This is a genomic window from [Haemophilus] ducreyi (genome assembly GCF_900109315.1).
Taxonomy (GTDB): Bacteria; Pseudomonadota; Gammaproteobacteria; order Enterobacterales; family Pasteurellaceae; genus Haemophilus_B; species Haemophilus_B ducreyi.
The window spans coordinates 1-2,771 of sequence record NZ_FOJC01000017.1 but is presented as its reverse complement, the minus strand read 5'-3'; the positions used below and the strand labels follow the sequence as shown (position 1 = coordinate 2,771).

Genomic DNA, 2,771 nt, shown 5'->3' with positions numbered 1-2,771 from the left:
GTTATTTTTGCCGAAGATGATATTAATATCTTAACTAATGAAGGTGATTCTAAATTAAATAAGATACACGCTGATTATGTTCGCGTAGTCGGTAAAGATATTGAGCTTGCTGATAAAGGGTTACTCTTCGGTAAAGAACAACTTATTTTAAACACCACAGGAAATATAAAATTAAAAAATGCTTCAAGTGTTATATCTAACAAAAATTTAGGTATTAAAGCCGCAAATATAACTTTAGATAACGCAACAGTATCGGCAGATAATTTAAGCTTTAGGATAAAAAATGATGCTAAGCTAAGTAATTCATCTAAAGTTTCAGCATTAGTAGCAGATGTGAAAAGCGGTAATCTTGCTTTAGATAATTCTTCACTTTCAGTTAACAAGCTTACATTAAATATTACTAAAGATGTAATGTTAAATAAAGCGTCTAAACTTTCAGCGAAAGAAATTGCGTTGAATGTCACTAATAATATTACCTTAAATGGTACTTCCAAGCTATCTGCAGGAAAAGCCAATATTAAAACAGCAAACCTTACCCTTAATGGCGATAACTCAAGCCTTGTTGCTGAGAAGTTAGATATCAACGCGACTAATAAAATCACCAATAATGGCACTATCGCGGGCATTACCGCTAATATTACCACTAACGCATTAGAGAATAAGAAAGATGCCGTAATTTTAGCCCATAAAAACTTAAACTTTACTGTTAATGGTTCGGATTATGTGAATAAAGGTGATATTATCAGTAAAGATAAAGCTACACTTACGTTTTCCAATAATAGCGACTTTATCAGTAATGGCAGTAAATTAGTCGATGCACAAAATAACCTTACCGTCAATGTTAATAATTTCAACATCAGTCAAAAAGGTGATGAGATTACCTTACATGGTAAAGTGAAACTCAACGTAAAAGGTAATTTTACCAACCATGGTAATTTAATAACCGTGCAAGAATTAGATATTGGTGAGGTTCAAAACTTTACCAATACCGGTAATTTAACCGTTGGGAAAAACCTAGATATTCACAGTAACACAGCCGTTAAAAATGACGGTAAATTAGTCACTATCGAAACACTAAATATTTCGAGTAAAACTGATTTCTTTAATAATGGTACTATGATTGGGCTTGAAGCATTGAAAATTGCAAGTGGCGGTAATTTTACTAATGCGAGTAATGGTACCCTAGCAAGTAATAAAACTTTAGATATTGGCGGCAATAACTTTACTAACAACGGCACTATTGAAAGTGTAAAATCATTGAATATCACTAATAACGATACTTTTATTAATAACGCTACTATCCAAAGCTATGGCGTATTAAATATCACTACTACAGGTAACTTTACTAATGAAAGTAATGGTACTGTAATGAGCCATCGTGTATTAAATATTACAGCTCAACAAGATAATATCACCAATAAAAATCTGATCGCTGGTGGGGCTGGGTTAAATTTAACTGCAGTAAAAGGAAATATTAGTAATAAGTCAGAAAAAAATACTGCAGTTCTACATTCCTTGGGCAATATTATGCTAGACGCAAACAATACCGTTTATAATCTTGGTGAAATTTATAGTCAAGCGGGTAATATTACTTTTGATGCTCAGAAATTACATAATGATGTTAAATTGAGTGGTCAAGTGGGAGTGAAACTTAAAAATGGTTCGGCTGAGGTGAAAAGTGATAGCTATAATCCAGGATCTTTTTTGACTTCTTTTCAACATCCATCTTTAGAAATTGTAGGTAATTTTGCAGATTTAGATAACAGCCTTAAAATAGATAGCCGCGGTAAAATTTATGCCGGTAATAGTTTGAATTTTAAGAAGAAAAATGGTGGAAATGGAAATATTATTAATAGAGGTACTATTAATGTTATAAATAAATTAAGCTATGATTCAGGTGTTAATGTTGAAAATAATATGGTATCTGAAAATGTTGACCTGTATCAAAAGATATTTAAGGCGGATAATACTATAAAGCTGGAAATTAAAGGAAATAATTCAGTAACTTTCAGAGATAATCCTAAACAACATAAAAGTGGCAGTACTCCTAAAACTAAGGAATTTAAAAATCTTGAAGAGCTTATAAGTGCAGCATTTGATGGATATAACGGATCTTCTATAGAAGAAGCTACGATCCCAACTCCATATTATTTAATAGCGCTGGCTCAAGCAGTGAATAACACAAATGGCGAAGGGTATTTAAAAACAGCATTACAATACATTTTTGGGCAAAATTGGCAGGATTTATTATCTACAGATCAAAATAGGCTAGCCCAAATCAATCATAAATGGAATGAATTAAAAACCAAATGGAACAAATTTAAGGAAAACGGAAATAAAACAGCAATAAAGCTTAATCTTTATCCTACTGATAACGGAGTGGAAAAAGCGAAAGTTTTTGCTGGGGTGCTTGAGAACTCTGTGGTAAATGGCCAAGAATATGAAAAATTAAATAACGAGGCTAAAGAAAAATATAAAGATAAATACAAAAAGAAATTTCAAAGCGTATTCAAAAAATTCATAGATACTAATGAGGATTTTAAAGGTAGATTCCAAAATGGTGAATTTGATTGGGCTGGTGAATGGGCAAAAGATGATAAAGAAAAGGGCAATTATGATTCCACAAAAGCGAACGAAAAATATGAGAGTATAAAAAAAGAAGGACATACTGTTAACATTGGTAAACACGAAATTAAAGTACCAGGCGTTAGCTTTGAAAATCTAAATAATATTAATCATCAACAAGATAAGTCAGATGGAATTGATAAATC

At 31.7% G+C, this 2,771-nt stretch carries 1 protein-coding gene; it reads left to right on the top strand.

Annotated features, from left to right (window positions below; translation table 11 throughout):
• The coding region (locus BMX01_RS07840; RefSeq protein WP_159427901.1) for an autotransporter outer membrane beta-barrel domain-containing protein at positions 1 to 2,771 on the top strand (2,771 nt) is incomplete at both ends.